Annotated in this window: 19 protein-coding genes, 1 tRNA gene and 2 rRNA genes; 15 read left to right on the forward strand and 7 right to left on the reverse strand. The window is 38.7% G+C overall.

Going from position 1 to position 19,984, the window contains the following annotated elements; translation table 11 throughout:
* The first annotated feature begins 6 nt into the window (after positions 1–6).
* From MKY29_RS00515 to MKY29_RS00550, 8 genes are all read left to right on the forward strand, one after another.
* Positions 7–82: transfer RNA gene (locus tag MKY29_RS00515), tRNA-Ala, on the forward strand.
* Positions 83–235: 153 nt separating this feature from the next.
* Positions 236–3,164: ribosomal RNA gene (locus tag MKY29_RS00520) — 23S ribosomal RNA — on the forward strand.
* Positions 3,165–3,349: 185 nt separating this feature from the next.
* Positions 3,350–3,465: ribosomal RNA gene (gene rrf, locus MKY29_RS00525) — 5S ribosomal RNA — on the forward strand.
* A gap of 857 nt (positions 3,466–4,322) precedes the next feature.
* Complete coding sequence (locus tag MKY29_RS00530; protein ID WP_340878692.1) at positions 4,323–4,997, forward strand: response regulator transcription factor; 675 nt, start codon at positions 4,323–4,325, stop codon at positions 4,995–4,997.
* Positions 4,997–6,376, forward strand: a complete 1,380-nt coding sequence (locus tag MKY29_RS00535) for a sensor histidine kinase (protein WP_093495430.1) — start codon at positions 4,997–4,999, stop codon at positions 6,374–6,376. Before MKY29_RS00530 ends, MKY29_RS00535 begins: the two co-directional genes overlap by 1 nt.
* Positions 6,377–6,450: 74 nt before the next feature.
* Complete coding sequence (locus tag MKY29_RS00540; protein WP_340878693.1) at positions 6,451–8,412, forward strand: MMPL family transporter; 1,962 nt, start codon at positions 6,451–6,453, stop codon at positions 8,410–8,412.
* 12 nt (positions 8,413–8,424) lie between these two features.
* Positions 8,425–8,826 (forward strand): hypothetical protein, encoded by a 402-nt coding sequence (locus MKY29_RS00545; RefSeq protein WP_093495418.1) that lies wholly within the window; start codon positions 8,425–8,427, stop codon positions 8,824–8,826.
* A gap of 93 nt (positions 8,827–8,919) precedes the next feature.
* On the forward strand, positions 8,920–10,212 hold the full coding sequence (locus MKY29_RS00550; RefSeq protein ID WP_340878694.1) for an alpha/beta hydrolase family protein: 1,293 nt from the start codon (positions 8,920–8,922) through the stop codon (positions 10,210–10,212).
* A gap of 87 nt (positions 10,213–10,299) precedes the next feature.
* On the opposite strand, the gene MKY29_RS00555 is transcribed toward MKY29_RS00550, so the two are convergent.
* Together MKY29_RS00555 and MKY29_RS00560 are read right to left on the reverse strand one after the other, a co-directional pair.
* Positions 10,300–11,202, reverse strand: coding sequence for an EamA family transporter (locus MKY29_RS00555; RefSeq protein WP_090570546.1), 903 nt, complete (start codon positions 11,200–11,202; stop codon positions 10,300–10,302).
* Positions 11,203–11,215: 13 nt separating this feature from the next.
* Positions 11,216–11,788 carry a GNAT family N-acetyltransferase gene (locus MKY29_RS00560; protein WP_340878695.1) on the reverse strand — a complete coding sequence of 191 codons (573 nt, stop codon included), beginning with the start codon at positions 11,786–11,788 and terminating at the stop codon, positions 11,216–11,218.
* 151 nt (positions 11,789–11,939) lie between these two features.
* Here MKY29_RS00560 and MKY29_RS00565 point away from each other — a divergent pair, with 151 nt between their 5' ends.
* The 7 genes from MKY29_RS00565 (at position 11,940) to MKY29_RS00595 (ending at position 16,517) form a co-directional block, all read left to right on the forward strand.
* Complete coding sequence (locus tag MKY29_RS00565) at positions 11,940–12,137, forward strand: PLDc N-terminal domain-containing protein (protein ID WP_093495415.1); 198 nt, start codon at positions 11,940–11,942, stop codon at positions 12,135–12,137.
* Entirely contained in the window at positions 12,134–13,039 is a 906-nt protein-coding gene (locus tag MKY29_RS00570; RefSeq protein WP_340878696.1) for an ABC transporter ATP-binding protein, read from the forward strand. The genes MKY29_RS00565 and MKY29_RS00570 overlap by 4 nt, the downstream gene beginning before the upstream one ends.
* Complete coding sequence (locus MKY29_RS00575) at positions 13,032–13,814, forward strand: ABC transporter permease (RefSeq protein ID WP_093495413.1); 783 nt, start codon at positions 13,032–13,034, stop codon at positions 13,812–13,814. Before MKY29_RS00570 ends, MKY29_RS00575 begins: the two co-directional genes overlap by 8 nt.
* An 18-nt stretch (positions 13,815–13,832) precedes the next feature.
* Positions 13,833–14,537 (forward strand): CBS domain-containing protein, encoded by a 705-nt coding sequence (locus MKY29_RS00580; RefSeq protein ID WP_241600358.1) that lies wholly within the window; start codon positions 13,833–13,835, stop codon positions 14,535–14,537.
* Between the two features lie 89 nt (positions 14,538–14,626).
* Positions 14,627–14,899: a hypothetical protein gene (locus MKY29_RS00585; protein ID WP_241600360.1), complete on the forward strand. Its 273-nt coding sequence runs from the start codon at positions 14,627–14,629 to the stop codon at positions 14,897–14,899.
* Between the two features lie 183 nt (positions 14,900–15,082).
* Positions 15,083–15,709: an NAD(P)-dependent oxidoreductase gene (locus tag MKY29_RS00590; protein WP_241600362.1), complete on the forward strand. Its 627-nt coding sequence runs from the start codon at positions 15,083–15,085 to the stop codon at positions 15,707–15,709.
* Positions 15,710–15,719: 10 nt separating this feature from the next.
* Positions 15,720–16,517 carry a metallophosphoesterase gene (locus MKY29_RS00595; RefSeq protein WP_340878697.1) on the forward strand — a complete coding sequence of 266 codons (798 nt, stop codon included), beginning with the start codon at positions 15,720–15,722 and terminating at the stop codon, positions 16,515–16,517.
* A 47-nt stretch (positions 16,518–16,564) separates the two neighbouring features.
* Here MKY29_RS00595 and MKY29_RS00600 read toward each other — a convergent pair whose 3' ends face one another.
* The 5 genes from MKY29_RS00600 to MKY29_RS00620 all read right to left on the reverse strand — a co-directional run bounded on the left by MKY29_RS00600 (position 16,565) and on the right by MKY29_RS00620 (position 19,929).
* Positions 16,565–16,753 (reverse strand): CsbD family protein, encoded by a 189-nt coding sequence (locus MKY29_RS00600; RefSeq protein WP_241600363.1) that lies wholly within the window; start codon positions 16,751–16,753, stop codon positions 16,565–16,567.
* Positions 16,754–16,817: 64 nt separating this feature from the next.
* Positions 16,818–17,558, reverse strand: coding sequence for a hypothetical protein (locus tag MKY29_RS00605; protein ID WP_241600365.1), 741 nt, complete (start codon positions 17,556–17,558; stop codon positions 16,818–16,820).
* Positions 17,558–18,088 (reverse strand): RNA polymerase sigma factor, encoded by a 531-nt coding sequence (locus MKY29_RS00610; protein ID WP_340878698.1) that lies wholly within the window; start codon positions 18,086–18,088, stop codon positions 17,558–17,560. Before MKY29_RS00610 ends, MKY29_RS00605 begins: the two co-directional genes overlap by 1 nt.
* A 105-nt stretch (positions 18,089–18,193) precedes the next feature.
* Positions 18,194–18,793: a response regulator transcription factor gene (locus MKY29_RS00615; protein WP_090570579.1), complete on the reverse strand. Its 600-nt coding sequence runs from the start codon at positions 18,791–18,793 to the stop codon at positions 18,194–18,196.
* A 5-nt stretch (positions 18,794–18,798) separates the two neighbouring features.
* Positions 18,799–19,929 (reverse strand): sensor histidine kinase, encoded by a 1,131-nt coding sequence (locus MKY29_RS00620; RefSeq protein WP_093495407.1) that lies wholly within the window; start codon positions 19,927–19,929, stop codon positions 18,799–18,801.
* Between the last annotated feature and the right edge of the window lie 55 nt (positions 19,930–19,984).

Raw genomic sequence — 19,984 nt, forward strand, 5'->3', positions numbered from 1 at the left:
TGTTTCGGGGCCTTAGCTCAGCTGGGAGAGCGCCTGCCTTGCACGCAGGAGGTCAGCGGTTCGATCCCGCTAGGCTCCACCAAATTATATTATTTGCTCCTGCGATTACTCGTCGCAAAGGAACAAAATCTTTGTTCTTTGAAAACTGGATAAAACGACATTGAAACAATAAACAACAAGAAATTCTGTTGTGATTATTTACGTAATTACAACGTGTAAGACTTTTTAACTTTTAGGTTAAGTTAATAAGGGCGCACGGTGAATGCCTTGGCACTAGGAGTCGACGAAGGACGGCACTAACACCGATATGCTTCGGGGAGCTGTAAGTGAGCTTTGATCCGGAGATTTCCGAATGGGGAAACCCACTGTTCGTAATGGAGCAGTACATTTGCGTGAATACATAGCGCATCTGAGACACACCCAGGGAACTGAAACATCTAAGTACCTGGAGGAAGAGAAAGAAAAATCGATTCCCTGAGTAGCGGCGAGCGAAACGGGAATAGCCCAAACCAAGAGGCTTGCCTCTTGGGGTTGTAGGACACTCTACATAGAGTTACAAAGGAATGAGTTAGACGAAGCGATCTGGAAAGGTCCGCAGGATAGGGTAAAAGCCCCGTAGTCCAAAATTCATTCTCTCTTGAGTGTATCCTGAGTACGGCGGAACACGTGAAATTCCGTCGGAATCCGGGAGGACCATCTCCCAAGGCTAAATACTACCTAGTGACCGATAGTGAACCAGTACCGTGAGGGAAAGGTGAAAAGCACCCCGGAAGGGGAGTGAAATAGATCCTGAAACCGTGTGCCTACAAGTAGTTAGAGCCCGTTAATGGGTGATAGCGTGCCTTTTGTAGAATGAACCGGCGAGTTACGATTACATGCAAGGTTAAGTTGAGAAGACGGAGCCGCAGCGAAAGCGAGTCTGAATAGGGCGAATGAGTATGTGGTCGTAGACCCGAAACCAGGTGATCTACCCATGTCCAGGATGAAGGTAAGGTAACACTTACTGGAGGTCCGAACCCACGCACGTTGAAAAGTGCGGGGATGAGGTGTGGGTAGCGGAGAAATTCCAATCGAACCTGGAGATAGCTGGTTCTCTCCGAAATAGCTTTAGGGCTAGCCTCAAACGTTAGAATCTTGGAGGTAGAGCACTGTTTGGACTAGGGGCCCATCCCGGGTTACCGAATTCAGACAAACTCCGAATGCCAATGATTTATGTTTGGGAGTCAGACTGCGAGTGATAAGATCCGTAGTCAAGAGGGAAACAGCCCAGACCACCAGCTAAGGTCCCAAAGTATTTGTTAAGTGGAAAAGGATGTGGCGTTGCTTAGACAACCAGGATGTTGGCTTAGAAGCAGCCATCATTTAAAGAGTGCGTAATAGCTCACTGGTCGAGTGACGCTGCGCCGAAAATGTATCGGGGCTAAACAAATCACCGAAGCTGTGGATTGATACCTTTGGTATCAGTGGTAGGAGAGCGTTCTAAGGGCGTTGAAGTCAGACCGGAAGGACTGGTGGAGCGCTTAGAAGTGAGAATGCCGGTATGAGTAGCGAAAGACGGGTGAGAATCCCGTCCACCGTATGACTAAGGTTTCCTGAGGAAGGCTCGTCCGCTCAGGGTTAGTCGGGACCTAAGCCGAGGCCGATAGGCGTAGGCGATGGATAACAGGTTGATATTCCTGTACCACCAAACCACCGTTTGAGTAATGGGGGGACGCAGAAGGATAGGGTAAGCATGCTGTTGGTTATGCATGTCCAAGCAGTAAGGTGTGAATGTAGGCAAATCCGCATTCTATAACATTGAGCTGTGATGGCGAGGACGTATGTCCGGAGTTCCTGATTTCACACTGCCAAGAAAAGCCTCTAGCGAGGTGATAGGTGCCCGTACCGCAAACCGACACAGGTAGTCGAGGAGAGAATCCTAAGGTGAGCGAGAGAACTCTCGTTAAGGAACTCGGCAAAATGACCCCGTAACTTCGGGAGAAGGGGTGCTCTTTTGGGTGCATAGCCTAGAAGAGCCGCAGTGAATAGGCCCAGGCGACTGTTTAGCAAAAACACAGGTCTCTGCAAAACCGTAAGGTGAAGTATAGGGGCTGACGCCTGCCCGGTGCTGGAAGGTTAAGAGGAGTGCTTAGCGCAAGCGAAGGTGCGAATTGAAGCCCCAGTAAACGGCGGCCGTAACTATAACGGTCCTAAGGTAGCGAAATTCCTTGTCGGGTAAGTTCCGACCCGCACGAAAGGCGTAACGATCTGGGCACTGTCTCAACGAGAGACTCGGTGAAATTATAGTACCTGTGAAGATGCAGGTTACCCGCGACAGGACGGAAAGACCCCGTGGAGCTTTACTATAGCTTGATATTGAATTTTGGTGCAACTTGTACAGGATAGGCAGGAGCCTTAGAGCCCGGAGCGCCAGCTTCGGAGGAGGCGTCGGTGGGATACTGCCCTGGTTGTATTGAAATTCTAACCCATACCCGTAACCCGGGTAGGAGACAGTGTCAGGCGGGTAGTTTGACTGGGGCGGTCGCCTCCTAAAGTGTAACGGAGGCGCCCAAAGGTTCCCTCAGAATGGTTGGAAATCATTCGAAGAGTGTAAAGGCAGAAGGGAGCTTGACTGCGAGACCTACAAGTCGAGCAGGGTCGAAAGACGGGCTTAGTGATCCGGTGGTTCCGCATGGAAGGGCCATCGCTCAACGGATAAAAGCTACCCCGGGGATAACAGGCTTATCTCCCCCAAGAGTCCACATCGACGGGGAGGTTTGGCACCTCGATGTCGGCTCATCGCATCCTGGGGCTGTAGTCGGTCCCAAGGGTTGGGCTGTTCGCCCATTAAAGCGGTACGCGAGCTGGGTTCAGAACGTCGTGAGACAGTTCGGTCCCTATCCGTCGTGGGCGTAGGAAATTTGAGAGGAGCTGTCCTTAGTACGAGAGGACCGGGATGGACACACCGCTGGTGTACCAGTTGTTCTGCCAAGAGCATCGCTGGGTAGCTATGTGTGGACGGGATAAGTGCTGAAAGCATCTAAGCACGAAGCCCCCCTCAAGATGAGATTTCCCATTACGCAAGTAAGTAAGATCCCTCAAAGACGATGAGGTAGATAGGTTCGGGGTGGAAGCGTGGCGACACGTGCAGCTGACGAATACTAATCGATCGAGGACTTAACCAAATTTGTTTAACGTAACAATGTCGTTTATCCAGTTTTGAGTGAACAAACACTCAATATATGAGGGTTTCAAGATACAAGCAGTGCTAGGAAACAAGTGAGAGAAGGAAGGAACGTACTAACGTACGTGACTGACAGATCGAATGAAGTTGACAACGCAATTCGCCGTATATTGAAAGCCGAATGAGTCTAGTGATGATGGCGAAGAGGTCACACCCGTTCCCATACCGAACACGGAAGTTAAGCTCTTCAGCGCCGATGGTAGTTGGGGGTCTCCCCCTGTGAGAGTAGGACGTCGCTGGGCACCAAGAAAAAGTCGTTACCGAATTATCGGTAGCGGCTTTTTTATATAAATAAATAAGCCGTAGGCAGTCTATATCTATAAGAAAGTATGCGAGAAAGTAGAGGGGCAAAGAGTTCGAGGAAGCAAGCGAGAGAGACTCGGAGCGTATAACATACGCGAGAATTGAACGAGTGCGGCTGACGAAGGAAATCTGCCGCCTATCTGCTGTCGCAGCCCGGAGACGGAAGTAAAGCTCTTGCGCCGATGGTAGTTGGGGGTCTCCCCCTGTGAGAGTAAAATGTCGCTAGGCACCAAAGAAAAGTCGTTACCGAGTAATTGGTAACGACTTTCAGCTTGACGACAAAAATATTTTTAAAACTGCTATGAGTAATAATAAATATCTTTAAAGAGGTTGCTTTATCTAAATAAAAGTATATATAGTGGAAACCTTTAAGGAGTTGTTTATAAGGCAAGGACCACCACGAAGACTCCTGTGGGAACAGCTTGAGTAGAAGACCCCGCAGGAAAGACATTGGTCGAACTTTGTTTGACCAATGTCTTTGCGACGAGTAACCGCAGGAGCATATGTTTTCGCAGGGACGAGGAGGCTGAAGCCAAGCCCACGGAAAGCGAAGTGGTGGTCCTTGCCGATTTTAGTATACAACTCTATGCACCAAAAATTGAGTTTGTCTACAGTCTGAAAGTCGTTACCGAATTATAGGTAGCGGCTTTTTTATCTATTACTAAAGTTTATAATTTCCTTCAACTGTTCTATTGTTACTCTCCTTTATTCGATTATTAAATCATTTTAATTACTTGCTGTTTTACAACTTAACAGACAGAATATGAAGTAACTACATTTATATAGGAGGGACAAAGTGGTAGTAATATTAGCAGTAGATGATGACATACATACACTTGAATTAATCTCTATTTATTTATCTCAATCTGGATACCGCGTTATTAAAGCTAAAAATGGAAAAGAAGGGTTAGACATATTGGAACATGAACTCCCTGATTTAGCAATTATAGATGTCATGATGCCTATAATGGATGGTTTTCAATTAACTAAAATAATACGCGAACAATATAATATTCCAGTATTACTCTTAACAGCAAAAGGGAAACTTGAGGATAAAGAAAAAGGATATATTGCTGGATCGGATGACTATTTAGTAAAACCGTTTGAACCAAAAGAATTATTATTTCGTATCCGCGCTATTTTAAGAAGATATGATAAAACGAGTGATGTTAATATTCGGATTGGCAATATGTTAATTAATAGGAAAAGCTTCGAGGTTCAGGTTGGAGAAGAGGTACTAGTTTTACCTTTAAAGGAGTTTGAACTACTGTCCAAATTAGCTTCTAAGCCAAACCAAGTCTTTACTCGAGATCAATTAATAGAAACAGTGTGGGGAGTTGATTTTGAAGGAGACGAACAAACATTAAGCGTTCATATTAAAAGGATAAGAGAGCGATTAACTAAATTAGAGACAGCAATTCAGATTACTACAGTTCGTGGAATTGGTTATAAATTGGAAGAGTCTATATGATGAGAACTTTATATAGTAAGTTCGTTTGGATAACATTGCTCATAATGTTATCGAGTGGAACATTAGGATTTATGATAGTAAATACATACTACCATCAAAATCTAAAGGAAAAGAATGATGAAAAAAATGTATTAGTCGCGAAATCAATCGTTGAAAGTATTAATATGGCTAATATAAATGAACTGGACCCCTTTCTCCATTCAATTGGCAATACTGGATATCAGTTATACATCGTAAACGAGGATGGGGAAGAAAGAGCTTACGGAGGCGAGTTTCGCGTTGAGGAGATTAATACATCAATTGTTGAAAATGTTATAAACGGGGAAACGTACCACGGTATGAGAGAGTTCCCTAAAGAAACATTTATTACCGGTTATTTTTCTAATGAATTAACGAATACGGTTGGTGTGCCATTTACCTATGAAGGAAAAAAGTATGCCCTGTTCCAACGACCGAATATTAAATTCTTATTTAATGAGATTCATCTGTTGTTAGGCGGATTAGTAGTAATAATGATTATTTTAAGTGTGATAGCAATGTTGATAGTTGCGAAGATAATGATTGATCCGTTAACTAAATTGACAATAGCGACAAATAGAATTGCAAATGAGGATTTCCATGCAGAGTTACCAGTCTATCAGCGTGATGAAATAGGACAACTTGCAGATAGCGTTCGAAACATGGCAATGCAGCTGGATGCTAGCGATCGTTACAAAAAAGAATTTATCTCTAGGGTATCCCATGATTTTCAAACACCGCTATTGAATATACAAGGTTACGCTCATCTACTGAAAAGTGGAGAGCTAAGTGGAAATGATCATTTAAAGTACGTTACGATTATTCAACAAGAGTCAAAACGACTCTCCAATGTTATGAAGCAGTTATTAGTTCTTACTTCGTTTGATCAAGTAAATAGCCGTACAAAAAAAGAAGTCTTTTCACTAGATATACAGTTAAAAGAAGTCATTCAAAAGTTTAGATGGTTACTCGATGAAAAAGAAATATCTATTAATATAAAGATAAAACCGGTAAATATATACGGTGAAAGTGAAATGCTTGAATATGTTTGGGAGAATCTTCTTTCTAATGCTATAAAGTATAATCGTTCTCCGGGGGAAATACATATTACTTTAGAAGAAAGTGAAGAATGTGTAATCGCCACAATTCAAGATACTGGCAGTGGGAATAAGCAGACAAAATACAACCAATGGACGGAAAGGTTTTATAGGGAGGATGAAGCTCGTTCAACGCAAATTGAGGGAAGTGGACTAGGCTTAGCGATTGTACAGGAAGTAATTCAATCACATGAAGGAGAACTTTCTTTTGAAAGTATAGAACCTCATGGCACTAAAGTAATCATCCGATTAAAAAAGCTGTAATTATCTGTTCATCTTCCGTTCACTTTCAACTTGTATAGTGCCTCTTATAAGGAAATACAATAGGAGGTACAGATATGAGAAATAAACGGAACTGGTTAGTTATTATCATTAGTTGGCTAATGGTAGTAGGATTACTTTCACTCTTTGCTCCTTCCAGTAAAGAAGTTGCAAGTACATCAAAAAATGCAGGACTTCCAGACACGGCTATATCCATTCAAGCAGATAAAGTTATTAAAGAAAACTTTTCTAGTAACGAAGGAATACCTTTAATTATTGTTTTTGAAAGTAATAAAGCTACCAATGATGAAGAAATTCAAAGAGTATTAGAATTAATGGAACAAAATTACTCTAGTATTCCGAAGTTTTCTAAGATTCCTATGGAGCAACGAGATTCTTTTGTATCCGAAGATAAAAAGACTTTCTTTGTGCCACTAATTTTAGAAGGACAGCTAGAAAGCAAAGAGATTCATGAAAAAGTAAGTGAAATAAAAGAAAACATATCTAATATAATCCCGTCAGATTTTAATACTTATTATACGGGACCCGCTGGCATAGCTAGCGATACAATCGAGCTTTTTTCGCAGGCTGATGTAGTATTACTTCTAGCTACAGTAGTGATTATTTTTATCATATTAATCGTAATTTATCGCTCACTCATTCTTGCTATCATTCCACTTATCGGAGCTGGAATTGTGTATGGAGTAGTGGATAGAGTAATAGGTCTTACTGGGAAATTCACATCCATTACGATTGAAAACCAGGCACTCTCAATTATGATGATTTTATTGTTTGCCGTCGTTACTGATTATTCACTACTACTTTATGCCCGTTATAAAGAAGAACAGGATATGAAAGTGGCACTTGCTCGAACAAGAGAAACAATATTGTTTAGTGGAGGTACTATTCTAGCGGGTGTTGCAACACTTGCTATTGCAGTTTATGAACCGTATCGTAATTTTGCTCCAGTGTTTGTGATTGCAGTAGTTATCATGTTAATCGCGGGACTTACATTATTACCAGCGTTGTTTGCGGTAGTGAAAGTACCAAAAAAGAAAGAAGCTAAAACTAAAATTTGGGCTAATGCCGGTAATGTTAGTACGAAAAAACCATGGACAGTAGCGATACCGATCCTGTTACTGCTAGGGATTGGCACTTGGCATTCAACTACAATTATTTATTCATATGATTTGCTGGCATCTTTCCCTGAAGAGTTATCTTCCAGAGAAGGTTTTACAAAGCTAGGAGAAGCATTTTCAGAAGGAGAAATAGCTCCAACGACAATTCTAATAAAATCAAAAGACGAGAAAGTGGTTGCAGATGTTCAAGAGAAATTAGAAGATAGACCACTTGTTAGTCAGGTAAGGCCATCGTCTTCAGAAAGTAATAAGTACACACAGTTTTCTATCATATTAAAAGTAAATCCTTATAGCAAAGAAGCTCTAAATGAAGTGGAAACGATTAGAGAAAAATTAGAAGATCAACAGGTTTTAGTAAGTGGAGAGACAGTAAAACAGGTAGATATTCGTAATATTAACAAGAGAGATACGGCACTCGTAATGGGGTTAATGACGGTATTGATCGGATTAATGCTTGCTTTACAAACTAGATCGATTCGAGCATCGATGTTGATGATGTTATCCATTTTACTGTCCTTCGGAGCAGCGTTAGGATTCTCCACATGGACTTTTGACTTCTTCTTTGGGTATACGTCTTTTAGTTATCGAATTCCCCTTTACACATTTGTATTTTTGGTAGCGCTAGGGGTAGATTATTCAATTATGTTAATGAGTAGATTGAAAGAAGAACGCAAACAGTATGAGGAACAGGAAGCGATTGCGAAAACGGTTGAAAAAACAGGAGGTGTTATTTCTTCTGCAGGATTAATACTTGCGGGTACATTTGCTGTTTTAATATCACAGCCAGTCATGGAGCTTAAACTATTTGGTTTTGCCGTCGCAGTTGGTGTACTGTTGGATACGTTTATCGTTCGACCGTTATTATTACCAGCGTTATTATCAATCACGATTAAAAAATAGGGGGAAATGATTATGCAAGAAAAATGGAGTTTACGATTAATACGTGCAGGAGCATTATTTGGTTTACTGGGGGCCTATCTAGGTTCTCATATGGCAGGGGCGGGATCTTATGCACTCCGTCCTATACATGCCCATATTTTATTGGTGGGATGGTTATCATTGTTTGTTTATGGGCTATTTTATAAACTGTATAAGATTAAGTCTCCTAAGCTAGTAGCAATCCATGGTACGACCGCTATTATAGGAGCAATTGGATTGACATCGGGTATGTATTTACAGTTTATACACCCTTTCCAAATAGATGAGACCTTTGCGTTGATCACGTATATTGTAGGCGGCACGATATTGTTGATTAGTTTTGCTATATTTGTTTTAGTGACTTTTAAAGTAGAGAAAAGTAGAAGCGCCATTTAATCTGTAGTTCTGCAATTTTATTTAAACTTACTATCTTTACCATCCACTCCACTTCTGTTATATTAGTTGTATAACAGAAGTGGAGGAATTAGTATGAGGAGATTATCAATTGTTTTTTGTTCGTTAGCAATTGTCTTTTTATTGCTTACTGCGTGTGTTAAAGAAAAAGAGGAGGCGTCAGAGATGGGTTCATTAGAAAACATAGAAGGTGTATGGGAAGGGACCATTGATACTCCCAATCAACCCCTACCAATTATCATTGAGTTTGGATTAGATAAAGGGAAGATTAGTATTCCAGTACAAGGAGTAAGCAATTACCCACTAACAAATGTGAAACTAGATGAATCGGACGTTTTTTTTAGCATGAATATTCAAGGTCAGAATTTAACCTTTAATGGTAAAGTGGAACAAGAAAATATAACGGGAACATTTACTCAGCAAGGGCAGGCATTTCCTTTTAAATTGGTGAAGGGAAGTAAAGAGGAAGAAGTAGAAAAAGATAGGTTGATAGAAGTGAAGGTAGAAGATGGAACCATGTCTGGTCAATTGGAAATTCCTAAAGGAGAAGGACCTTTCCCTCTTATGGTTATTATTGCTGGTTCTGGTCCTACTGATCGAAACGGAAACTCGATAGCATTGCCTGGAAAAAATAATAGTTTGAAGATGCTTGCTGAGGAGTTAGCAGGTAATGGGATCGCAACTATCCGCTATGACAAGCGGGGAGTTGGAATCAATACGAGCTTAGCGGGCGGGGAAGAAGATTTACGATTTGACCAATATATTGATGATGCTACTGCATGGGTCCAGTTTGCCAAAGGTGATGAACGCTTTTCAAAGGTTGGAGTAATTGGCCATAGCGAGGGCTCTTTAATTGGAATGGTGGCTAGCCATAAAGCAGATGCAGATACGTTCATTTCCATTGCTGGAGCTGGTAGACCAATTGATCAGATACTTCTTGAACAACTACAAGCTCAACTTCCAGAGAACCTATTGGAAGAATCCACTAATATTCTTGAAAAATTAAAACAAGGTGAGCAAGTAAAGACAGTAAGTCAGGAATTGCAAAGTGTATTCCGCCTATCGGTTCAACCATATATGATTTCCTGGCTTCAATATGACCCAGCGGAACAACTGCAAAAGTTTACTAGGTCAGTACTAATAGTAAATGGAAATTTAGATATTCAAGTCCCCATAAAAGATGCAGAGCTATTACATCAAGCAAAAGAAGATTCAGATTTACTCATTGTTGATAAGATGAACCATGTGTTGAAAGAAGCCCCTGCTGATAGAGAAGGAAATATCGCTGCCTATTCAAATCCGGATCTTCCGTTAGCGGAGGGCTTAATAGATGGTATAGTTAGCTACTTACAAGCACATGTGAAATAAAGTAACAGTTGATTATAAAATGAGAAACAATTAAAAAACAAAAAGAGTCTAAATTCGCATATGAATTTAGACTCTTTTTGTTTACGCTTATAAAGCGGTTTGTCGCTTTTTGTTTTTCGAAATAGTGGCTAATGTTGGAATACACATACCAACTAAAATCACGACTATTCCTAAAATCTGTAGCCATGATAATGCCTCGCTTAACACAAGTACTGAAACGATTACAGCCACTGGTAACTCCATGGCACTTAATATAGAAGAAACCGCGCCTCCCACTTTAGGTACTGCAATAACAAAGAAGTAAATTGGGATGATGATACCTAGTAATCCAAGGGCTAGTCCATAAAACAGTAATGGCTCCGTAAATAGTTTTCCATTCCACATAATTTCCGGACTTTGGAAGAAGGAAATCATTAGTGCTGCTATAAAGGAAACAAATAATAAACGAGTTGTTGTATTCATGCCTTCGACTTGCTTAGTGTTAACATTCATATTCAAGGAGAATGAAACAGCAGCAGCAAAACCATAAACCCAGCCTCTCCAGTCAATTCCACTTAAGTCGACATCCAGTATTCCAGCAGCTAAGATAGTACCTAAAAATAAGATAATAAGAGAAATCGTCTCTGCTCTAGATGGAAGTCTTTTTCTAATAATACAATCGATTAGCGTTCCAATCCATGTAAATTGGAATAGCATAACAACTGCAAGGGAAGCAGGTAGGTATATAAGTGACATACCATAAACGATTCCCGTCGTAGCAGTAAACACACCTGCCAATAAAATAATTTTAAAGCCTCCATATAAACGAGGCAGTTTTCGTTGCGTTAGTAAATATATTACTAATGCCAAAAGAAATCCAACGATATATTGACTAGAAATCGCTTCCGAAGCCGTGTAGCCATCTCCGATTGCTAGTTTAACCATAGTTGATAAAGTCCCATAACTGCTTGCTGCAAACACAACCATTAGGGGATAAATCCATAATTTCATAAAAATTTCTCCTTTAATCTGCGAAAACGGTTTTCACCATATGATGAAAAGGCTCACCAATAATTGTCCAAGGACATAGGGTAACAAATCCTAAACGATTATACAAGCGGATAGCAGCATCTTTTTCAAGCTCCACATTCAAGGATAGTTTCCCGCCCCCAGAATCTTTCACTAATTGCTCTGCGTAGCTTAATAATTTTGTACCTATACCATGTCCACGATATGTCGGGTCAACTACAACTGTATCGATATACCATTCTCCAGGTGCAGTTTCTGGGTCTATTGTGACAGCAGTACCTTTTTTATTAGAAAGGTATGCTTCTAAATTTGCATCTAGGATAATTGCCTGCTCGGCAGTATAAAATACCAATACCCCTGCGACATGTCCATTCATTTCTGCAATATACGTATTTAAATAAGAGTGTCGATTATCCGTACGTGTAAATAGTTGTATAAATTCATTGTATATGGCAGTTTTTTCTGTTTCTCCAGTCATCTGCCTCGAGATGTCTCCGATAGCCTCCATTATAAGTGGGATAGCCTCGGTTGCATCTTCTTTGTAAGCTTTTCTAATCAATACTTCCATTATATATTCACCTTCCAACTTTTCATTATACCATAGCGACTCTTAAAGTACTTAAAGTCAGTAGAGGGTAAATAATAATAGAAAGATTTGAAAATATTTGAAACTTCTCTGTTCTATATGTAGTAGAATAGAAGAGAGAGGGGGAATAACAGTGGAATGGGATTCAGTACCTTGGTTGCTCATCTTACCTGTACTAATAATTCAATTATTATTAGTCGTGGTAGCACTGATTGATCTGTTACGCGTAAAGAATACCAATGGATCAAAGTGGATGTGGGCGATTATTATTATTTTAATCAGTATCATTGGACCTGTTATTTATTTTATAGTTGGGAGACGAAATGAATGAAAACATTACTTCATGTTCAGGGGCTAACAAAGGATTACGGGAATGAAAAAGCAGTAGATCAAATTACTTTTTCACTAAATAAAAACACTGCAACCGCTTTAATTGGACCAAACGGTGCTGGAAAGACAACTACTCTGTCTATACTAGCCGGACTATTAAGACAAACAAGTGGAACAGTAGTGATTGATGGGGACTTAAAAGGAGATAGTCGAAAAGAGATAGGATTCTTACCACAATATCCTCAATTTTTTTCGTGGTTAACAGCACTTGAATTTATTGAAATGGTAGCAAAGTTGAGTGGACTAGATGGAAAATTCACTAAATCACAAGCAATAAGAACATTAGACTTTGTTGGCTTAGGCGATGCTAAAAATAAAAAAACAGGAACATTCTCTGGTGGGATGAAACAACGACTAGGTTTAGCCCAAGCAATTGTGCATAAACCAGGGTTACTTTTACTTGATGAGCCTGTTTCTGCCTTGGATCCAGTGGGAAGACGAGAAGTTTTGAATTTATTAAAAGAACTACAAGAACATACAACCATTTTATATTCTACCCATATTTTAAATGATGCAGAGGAAATGACCGACCAGTTGTTATTTTTAAGAAAAGGGCAACTAGTGGAGCAAGGATCGTTAAAGGAAGTAAGAGACAAGTATGCAAATCCATTATTTAAAATTCTCTTTTCGGATTCGGAGGAAGCAGCAAAGTTTATCGAAATCGCTCCATGGCCTGCTAGACAGGAGAATGAGATTGTTTACATTCATCTTTTGGAAAACAAACCACTGATGAATGAGGTATTACAAGTACTTGCTAATAGTAACTTACGATTATCAAGGGTAGAGCGAGCATCAGCCAGCTTAGAAGAAATATTTTTACAGGTGGTGAATAAGCATGAATAATTTCTCTATACTATTTCAAAAAGAGTGGCGTGAAAATGTACGAAACTTTAAGATTCTTTGGATACCACTTGTATTTATCTTATTCGGTATTTCCGAACCATTAATGTATCATTATTTACCGCAAATTTTAAATGCTGTTGGAAATATGCCAAGTGATATGGTGTTTCCATTGCCAGATTACACACCTGAACAAATAATTATGTCAACAATTGGTCAGTATCAATTTATAGGGATGTTAATTGTAGCGTTTGGATTTGCAGGAATCATTGCTAGAGAACGCAGAAATGGAACAGCAACTATGTTATATGTAAGACCGATTGCTTATACTAGTTATGTGTTTAGTAAGCTAGCCATTATGTGTATCTTAATTATTGGAAGCGCATGTATTGGTCTTTTAGCAAATGTCTATTATACGTATATTTTGTATGGAGCAGTAGATGCAGTTGCGTTTATTGGATTCTTAGGAACGTATAGCATCTGGTTATTATTTGCAATTAGTGTTGTTATTTGTGCCAGTTCGGCTTTTCCTACAGGAATTGCTTCTGTTATATCAATTTTTTTGTTGGTAGTCCTGCAATTAGTGGATGGTCTGCTTGGTGCTTACTGGACCATTTCACCTTGGAAGTTACCAATGTATGCAGGACAAATTTTAACTGGAAGTTTTGACAAAACACCGTATTTATGGAGTTTAACTGTAACAATAATGATGGTTGTATTGTTAATAGTAGGAGCCATATATATAGCTAAGAGAAATGTAGCTAAAGCAAAAATATAATGATGGGTAGTGATTTAGATGGTGGCTCGTAATTCTGATCGATTTATTGTATCCTACAACCGACTTGACCAATTGATGAAGGATCTGATTGGTACAAATGAGCATATGGCATTTTTTCGTTTAATTGATTTTGCTAAAAAGAAAAACGCCATTATTAGAAGATATGAAGCAGATTTACGGGAGTATGGGGACTTAAGAAACGCCATAATACATCATCGTACATCTTTAGAATTTGCTATTGCTGAACCTCATGATGAAGTTGTGACAAAAATGGAAGAAATCGAAAGCGCATTAGCAAAACCGATTACAGTTGCTCAAATGTTCCAGACAGATGTGACGATTTTTCAAGAGACAGATTCCCTTAGTTACGCACTAAAGGTTATAAAAGATAAAAAGTACAATCAATTTCCTGTATACAGTGGGAAAACATTTAAAGGACTTGTTACCCCGGTAGGCATTACTATGTGGATGGCTAGAAAAGTGGATTCAGAATCCTTTTCGAGAAAAAGAACGATGTTATCGGAAATACTAGCACATGAAAGTACTAGAGATAATCATCGTTTTATACAAGCAGAGGCATCCGTTTTCGAGGCTGTAGAGATTTTTAAGTCATCTGTAGTGAAGGGCAGACGTTTAGAAGCACTTCTTATTACAGAAGATGGGAAATCCAGCGATAAATTAATAGGGATTGTAACTCCTATGAGTTTACTGAAGATAGAATAATTCTTATGGGGTAGTCTTTTTCTTAGAAACTGTCATAATATTAATGTAGACACTAAAGTGCCTAACGAAAGTTGAAAAGGGGGGATATAATGGATTCTTTAGAGAAAGTGCAAGAACAGGGCTATGAGAACCATGAAAAAACTAGTAAAGACATGTCCGTTGGAGATTGGTTAATAACAATGCTTATACTAATCATACCAATCGTCAATCTTGTTATGCTGTTCATCTGGGGATTTGGGAATCCTGATCCAAGACGTAATTATGCACGAGCGTCACTTATTTGGATGGCAATTGGTATCGGACTTATGATTATTTTTTATGGAGCAGTATTGGCATTTATTTTATCTTTCAATAATTATTAATTATTTCCTGGGAAATAACATAGTTCGACATAAAAGAGTGTTCCTTCGTATAAGAAGGAATGCTCTTTTTGATGTTATACTAAGAAAAGCGGAAGGTGCCCTGTGCCTTATCAGTTTGTCTGAAGCGTCTCGAGAGGATGGCATCTGGAGTAAGAAAGAAACATTAAAAAGGAGATGGCATAGATGAAAGTTGCACTCTTTGGAGCAACCGGACGTGTGGGAAATGCTATTCTCACGTTATTATTAGAAAAAAATATAAAAGTTACCGCATTAGTAAGAAATCCTGAAAGAGTGCAACCTCAGGATGGTTTAACCGTCCTACAAGGCGATGCAAGAAATATTGAGGATATAATAGAAACCCTTGCAGGAGTGGATGCAGTTATAAGTGCACTCGGCACCGATAAAACAAGTGTCTTAACAGATTCCATCACACATATAATTTCTATTATGCATAAGCGGCAACTAAAGCGAATTATTACAATTGGTACTGCAGGAATATTGGATAGTAGAGAAGAACCAGGTTTTCTAAGATATCAATCACCTGAATCTAAGCGTAAATCTACAACAGCTGCGAAAGAACACCATAAAGTGTTTGAATCATTAAAAGCTAGTTCACTAGATTGGACAATTGTTTGTCCGACATATTTACCATCTGGAGCAGCAACAGAAGAATATATTGTACTGAGAGATAAGCTGCCAACAGAAGCGATACAAACCACAACAGGAGATACCGCTTTATTCACTGTAAATGAGCTATTGAAGAATGAACATATTGGCTACCGAGTAGGAATCATGAGTCCACAATATTAGGAGAAAATAAATGAAGAAATTTTTAATGTTTATCGTAGCGGTTATCATTCTACTGTACATAAGTAATAGTTGGATTCAGACTACTGAAATTAGCGTAGAGTCGGATAGAGTTCCTACTAGTTTCGATGGAGTAAAGATACTGCAAATTTCTGACTTACATGATGCAACTTTCGGAGATAATCAGGAAAAACTAGTAAAGAAAGTAAAAAAAACAGACCCGGAGCTTATTTTTATAACTGGAGACCTTATAGATAGTAACCGATATAACTTAGACCAAAGTTTAGAATTGGTAAGACAGATTGTGGATCTTGCTCCCATCTATTATGTGACGGGAAATCATGAAATCGCTACTAATGATATCGAGAATATAAAGAATTCATTAACTGAACTAGGGGTAAATGTACTTTCTAATGAGGAACAAATAATTGAGCATAAAGGGGAAGATATTCGTATCATTGGTATTGAAGATCCTCTTAATGGGATTCTAGTGAATGAGGCTTTAAGTCAATTTGAGGAGAGTGATTTATTCACTCTCGTGCTATCCCATCGGCCAGAGACCTTTCAAGATTACGTTGATTACAAAATGGATGTTGTTTTTTCTGGACATGCACATGGAGGACAGTTTCGACTTCCAGGTCTAGGAGGGCTAGTTGCACCAGGACAGGGTCTATTCCCGAGCTATACAGCGGGAATGTACAGCGAAAATACTACACGTATGATTGTAAGTAGAGGACTAGGGAATAGTGCTATTCCTGTAAGAATATTCAACTCACCAGAAATCGTTGTGGTAACCTTAAAAAGCTTGTAAATAAAAAGACCGCTGAATAGAGTATATTGTCAGCGGTCCTGCTTTTATCAATAATCTTTTTTACGGTCGTGGCGATCTTTTATTTCTCCAACTTCTTTTTGAACTTCACCTTTTAATTTATCTATTTTACCCTCTGCTTGCAATTTATGATCGTCGGTTGCATTACCAAATTGGTCTTTTGCTTCTCCTTTAGTTTTGTTCACTGCACCTTTTACTTTGTCGGATAATCCACTCATGTATATTCCTCCTCCAAATTTATTAACTCTACTTTTTATTTACCCTGGAAGAGGAAATCTAAACTTACTCTATTATTTCAAACTCTTGCAGCATAGCGTAGAATCTTGCACCATGGCCTTCTGCTGCCTCTAAAAAGTATTTCTCCGTAATGATAAAGCTCCCGCCATTTAAATTATCAATAACATATACGTTTGTAACAGGGCTATCCCATTCCGATCCGCTAATGCCGTGTAATTTAAAGCTATCTAATGGTTCTGTAACAGATTCTGCCGTCACTTTAGTATATTCTGAAGCAAGCTCTGTTTTTAGAGCAGATATCATTGTCTCAGGGGAAACGTCCTTATATTGTTTTATTTCCATTGATACTTCTGGATACCTTTCTTCTAGTGGTTCTTTTGTTGTGATAACATCAGATTCTTCGCCTTTCACAAGCTTATAACGCTCTTCATCGATATAAATAATGTACTCGGAATCTTTTCCTTCCTGCAGGTTTACATCTGTTTCTTCTTCGCTTCCTTCAATACTTTGAATAATCTCTTTTTCTGGAACGAATATATCTTTAATTTGTTTAATAAAAGCACTGCCTGATTCCGTTTGTGTGCTAAACAAAATCATTACACCAGCAGCTGCAGCAATAACAATTGGAATTACCTTCGATTTCTTTTTCACTTTTTTATCCCTTCTGCTTTTCGATTGGAAAAGCTCTTGATCTATATGGTTCCAAATTTCATCCTTTAATGTAGAAGAAGTTTCCTCCGTATGATCAAAGATCTCTTTTTTTACTCGCTTATCAAATTGATCCATTATTGGCTTCCCTCCATTTCTATCATCTCTAATTGAGTCTTTAACAAGTTTCTCCCATTAAATAGCCTGGATTTCACAGTATTATGATTCAAATTTAAAATAGCAGCAATTTCTTTTTCCGAAAAGCCTTTTATATATTTCAGTAATATAGGAATACGATATAAGTCAGCCATATTTTGAATCACGCTATACAAGTCCGACAGATTCTCTTTCGAATGCTCAGTCAGTAGTTCATTATCTTCCATTGTAGAAGTATCCACTGAGGGGGTCTTTTTCTCTTTATTTATGATACGATAACACTCATTTACTAAAATGCGATAAAACCATGCATCAAATGATAAACTGGAATTATAGGAAGATATATTGCGGTATACTCTTATAAAAGTTTCTTGCACGGCATCCTTTGCATGTTCATCATTTCTAGTAATTGCTTTTGCTGTTCGAATCGCGTAATTTTCATACGTATCATAGAACTGTTTAAAAGCATCACGACTGCCATTTCTAATTCCTTCTAAGATGTCATCATTCATGTACGCTTTTTCACTCCTTTCACTATATATACCCTGCGAGTTGGCAAAAAGTTTAGTCCAAAATAAAAAAAGCTCAAAGCAATTTGCTTTAAGCTTGTACCATTATTATTTAAACCATCCTTTTTCTTTAAATCTAGAAATAGCTTCTATTCGATTTCCAACGTCTAGTTTATCTAAAATGACGGAGATATAGTTGCGGACAGTACCAGTTGTGATAAACAGCTCACTTGCAATTTCTTTAGTGTTTTTTCCATTTGCGATTAACCCCAGCACCTGACTTTCGCGGTCTGTAAGTGGATTTTCCTCTTCGTAAGCCATGTCAACAAGCTCAGGAGCATATATTCGACGACCATCCATGATTACACGAATAGAATTTGCTAGCTCTTCACTTGGACTATCCTTCAATAAGTATCCATTAACGCCCGCTTTACGTGCACGTTCAAAATAACCAGACCTTGCGAATGTGGTTAAGATAATCACTTTACAATCACTTTCTTTTAGTTCCTCTGCTGCATCCAATCCAGTTTTGATAGGCATCTCAATATCCATAATACAAACGTCTGGTTGTAATTGTTCAATTAGTTTCAATACTTCTTCACCATTATTTGCTTTTCCAACAACTTTCATATCCTCTTCTAGATCGAGTAGCGATCCAAGAGCACCTAGTACCATTCGCTGATCTTCTGCAATGACAATTCGTATCATGTCTATTATTCCTCCTGACTGGGTTGTTGTATAACGTTAGGAACACGTATATTCAATGTAGTACCGTTTTTTGAATGAATGTCTAATGTTCCATTCACAAATTCTAGTCGTTCTTTAATACCTATAAGACCATGTCCCTTTGACAGACTTTTTTTCTCTTCTAATCCTTTACCATTGTCATATACCTTTAGCAATGTTTCCTTCGCCGATTGTTTAATGGATATTGAGCAGGAAGTAGCGCCACTATGCTTTACTACATTATTTACTGCTTCTTTTAAACACATACTGAGAACATTTTCTACTAGTAGAGGTGTATTCACTAATTTAGATGAGCCAGTAACGGTGCACTTTATTTGCGCGGCATTTAGGATTTGATTGATCCGGAATAGTTCCTCTTCCAGTTTTGTTCCACGCATATTTGTTACGAGTTCTCGAACTTCTTTTAAGACTGAACGTGCCGTCTGGTTTATATCCAATATTTCAGTTTTAGCAGCTTCAGGGTTTTTTTCAATCAATCGGCTGGCCAAATCACTTTTCAGCCCGATAAGGGAGAGCTTTTGTCCAAGTGTGTCATGCAAATCTCGTGCAATTCGCTCTCTTTCCTCAACTATAGTATACTGAGAAATTTTGATTTGCGCTTCTTCTAATTGACCTTCCAGTGCTTCACGCTGATTTCGTGTATATGTATTAAAGGGCAACAGAATAACTCCGATTAAACAAACTATAAGAAACGGTAGATGAGAGAGAAATAAGTCGGTTTGGATGAAAAAACCTATAATAACGGCCGCAATAGTTGCTACTAAATGAATACTATAAATAACAAAGAAGCTCAATCGTCTTTTTATATTCCCAATGAAAAAGGATAAGAAAATGGAGAAGTATATGTAACCATATAAATAAGTCATCCAAACACTGATGGAGATTTCTAAAGCAACGAAAAAATATAATAACCAGCCTTTAGTAGAAAAAGATAGGCGGTAGGAAATAAAAAATAATAACGTCAGTGCTAACCCTATAACAATCTCTACTGGACCCGTAGATCTAAATATAAAAAAGAATGGAAAGATACAAAAAACAATCCAAGCATAAATACTTAACCAAGGATATTTGGGAAATATTTGATACCATTTGGGCAATTATCTCACCTCTTCTAGTTAAACTTTTCTCCATTATAATGCAAAAACCATTCCT

The sequence above is a fragment of the Psychrobacillus sp. FSL K6-2365 genome, from assembly GCF_038003165.1.
In the GTDB taxonomy this organism is placed as follows: Bacteria; Bacillota; Bacilli; order Bacillales_A; family Planococcaceae; genus Psychrobacillus; species Psychrobacillus psychrodurans.